Annotated in this window: 4 protein-coding genes; 2 read left to right on the forward strand and 2 right to left on the reverse strand. The window is 55.8% G+C overall.

Features of this window, described 5'->3' with window-relative positions; all coding sequences use genetic code 11:
* Both EPO09_RS01080 and EPO09_RS01085 read left to right on the forward strand, forming a co-directional pair.
* Positions 1-322 (forward strand): type II toxin-antitoxin system RelE/ParE family toxin (locus tag EPO09_RS01080; protein ID WP_290639318.1); only part of this gene is annotated, 322 nt, incomplete at its 5' end.
* Positions 309-629 (forward strand): DNA-binding transcriptional regulator, encoded by a 321-nt coding sequence (locus tag EPO09_RS01085; RefSeq protein WP_290639320.1) that lies wholly within the window; start codon positions 309-311, stop codon positions 627-629. The genes EPO09_RS01080 and EPO09_RS01085, both read left to right, overlap by 14 nt.
* Before the next feature lie 643 nt (positions 630-1,272).
* Here EPO09_RS01085 and EPO09_RS01090 read toward each other — a convergent pair.
* The gene (locus EPO09_RS01090; protein WP_290639322.1) at positions 1,273-1,848 is read right to left on the reverse strand and encodes a hypothetical protein; all 576 of its coding nucleotides are present in this window, start codon (positions 1,846-1,848) and stop codon (positions 1,273-1,275) included.
* Positions 1,849-1,984: 136 nt separating this feature from the next.
* Positions 1,985-2,616 (reverse strand): hypothetical protein (locus EPO09_RS01095; protein WP_290639324.1); only part of this gene is annotated, 632 nt, incomplete at its 5' end.

Here is a 2,616-nt window from a genome sequence, read left to right on the forward strand (position 1 = left end):
TGCAAAGAAGGCTCGGATTTCAGATGCTGAACTGTGTGCGGCCATTCGCCAGGTCATGGCGGGGCAGGCCGACGATCTTGGTGGTGGAGTCTTCAAGAAGCGCCTGAACGACAACATGCACCGTTCCATCATCCTGGCCAAAGGTGGGCGGTATTGGGTGTACGAGTACCTTTTTGCCAAGAAGGATCGAGACAACATCGAAGACGATGAACTCACTGCCTTCAGGTTTCTTGCAAAGGCCTATGCGGGCCTGACTGATGTGCAGATTGCCGCTCTGGTGAGCGGTAAGGACATTGTGGAGATATGCCATGACAAAGCGTAAGTTCAAGAGTGATGCCTTTGAGGCCATCCATGCGTCGGCTTCGGCCCTGCATCGTGTGGGAGCCATTGACAAGGCCACCATGCGTGAATTCGACGAGTCTTGCCTGGCCGCGCCACCCGAGATTGCGCCCAATGAGATCAAGCGCATTCGCGAGCGGGCACATGTCAGTCAACCCGTCTTCGCTCGCTATCTCAACACCAGCGAATCAACGGTGCAGAAGTGGGAGGCCGGGACCAAGCGGCCCAGTGGCATGGCGCTCAAGCTGCTTGCTGTGGTCGAAAAGCACGGCTTGCAAGTGCTCGCCTGAGTCGTCAACCAAGTGTCAACGGCATAGCTGGACAATGCAGCCTCAATGCATGGGCATGAGCACCTAAGCCCTTGATCTGCTGGGCAAAGCGGCCCTAATGCCGTCCTACTGGTTGGACTCATAATCCTTTGGTCGTTGGTTCAAGTCCAACACGGCCTACCAATGAAATCAAGTACTTAGCCTCGCATTCCTTGCGGGGCTTTGTTGTTTCTGGATTCCATGTAAGCACCTTGTAAGCACATTCGGGCAACTCGACGTTATCCCGGCCCACAAAGGCAAAGCCCCAGCGGTAGGGCCGGGGCTTGATGAATCAAGGTGGTCTCGATTGACACAGGCAGACCATCGGTCCGAAAGTCCTGCCCTTTCTGCCGAAGTCTTTCGGGTAGTCAGGTGACGGTGCCCAGCGGCCAAACTGAGGGGCGCAAACCCGTTCACATTCCTGTTGCTGTTGTTCCGGTGTCTTTGCAAAGTAGGCTATTGCAACCACCACGGTGACAACAACGGCAGCAAGTAGCCACCTTGGATAGCGGCTCTTGTTTGTTCGCGTCGGTTTGTCGTTCTTGGGCATGGTGTCTTCTCCCGCGTCCAAGGATGCCATAGGGCCGATGATTGACGCCTACGCGCGCGCGGAGGCTTGCAAAAACTACAACCTGAACCCTAGTCGGGCGGCGAACTCTGCCAGCGCATCGTCTCGGATGCCTTCGCACTCCCATATCGCCTCTAGGATGCGTTCTCGCGTTTTGCGGTGCATGCCCTTGGGGCGACTCCAGTTTTCGCCTAGTCTTGCCTCTAGTTTCGATTGCTTGCGCCATGTACGGCCTAACGCATCTTCAGACTGTGAGGCATAGACAAGGCGTTGGCATTTGCGGCACGCGAAGCGCGATTGCCTCAGATACAGCACGGCAACCCGGTCCCAGCACTTGGGGCAGTTGAACCAAGGTCGTGACCCACCATAGGCGCAGGCCGTGCGGGTGATGTTGATGTGTTCGGTAATTGGCGTCCCACCCACCGAGTATTCCAAGGTGATGCGGTCATGGCCACCAATAACACCGATGCTGGCCAGTACCTTGCCGGTTTCGCTATCGCGCCAACTCCATCCCCAAGAGCCCGGCCTAAGCATGCCCTCTCGCTTGAACCGATGTACATCAATGCGTCTGCAATGCTCGGCCTTCATATGCCAGCCAGGACGGCCAGCCCCGAAACGCATTCCGCCTTTCATGTCTTCACCTCTACTGAATACGAAACCATTTGGGAAACCGGGGTGTTTTCAATCAACACCCGGACCATGTAGGCAAAAGCCGAATGGCCAGGCAGGGGGCCTTGAGGGTTATGCAATTGGTCATACACGTATGGTTTCATCGGGTCAGCCAATCTTTCGCCCCCGTCAAATCCATGGGAATGGACCTTATGCACTCGTATCCATCCCTCGGCCTGCTGAGGGCTTCAGCGCAAGCAGCAACGATGTCAACACCCATATGGACGCCCGGCGCATAGGCTGAGTTCAATACTTCGTCATTGCCCGGCTCAGTAACAACCGTGCAGTGATTCGCCATAAGGTAGTTAAGGCGGGCCACCTCCAGCGGGTGGTCTGGAATGAAATGAATGTTCAGGCAAACGCGGCTCATCGCCACCAGCTCATCTAGTGCATTGCCGTAAGCACCCGTGACCCACAGCACTTCAAAGAACCTTCGCAACTCATTGACCATTTGCGCTCGCCTTGGGTTAACACTTCCAACCAACAAGAAGTCAAAGCGTTTTTCACGGGCCGGAGTGCGCTCTAGAGATTGGTGATAGCCATAAGGCAAGTAAAAGGCGTCAACACCATGGCGTTTCAGGTAGTCCACGTTTGGGCGGCTGTAATCCAGCACGCGGCACCGCTTGAGGGTGTCCATGTATCCCAATGAAAACGAGCGGCAACCGTCATACAGAGGTTCCATGTTGTAGACCACCGCCCCGTCAGGAATGTGAACGCCGACCAGTGGTGCCC

The sequence above is a fragment of the Aquabacterium sp. genome, assembly GCF_004297345.1.
Classification (GTDB): Bacteria; Pseudomonadota; Gammaproteobacteria; order Burkholderiales; family Burkholderiaceae_C; genus Aquabacterium.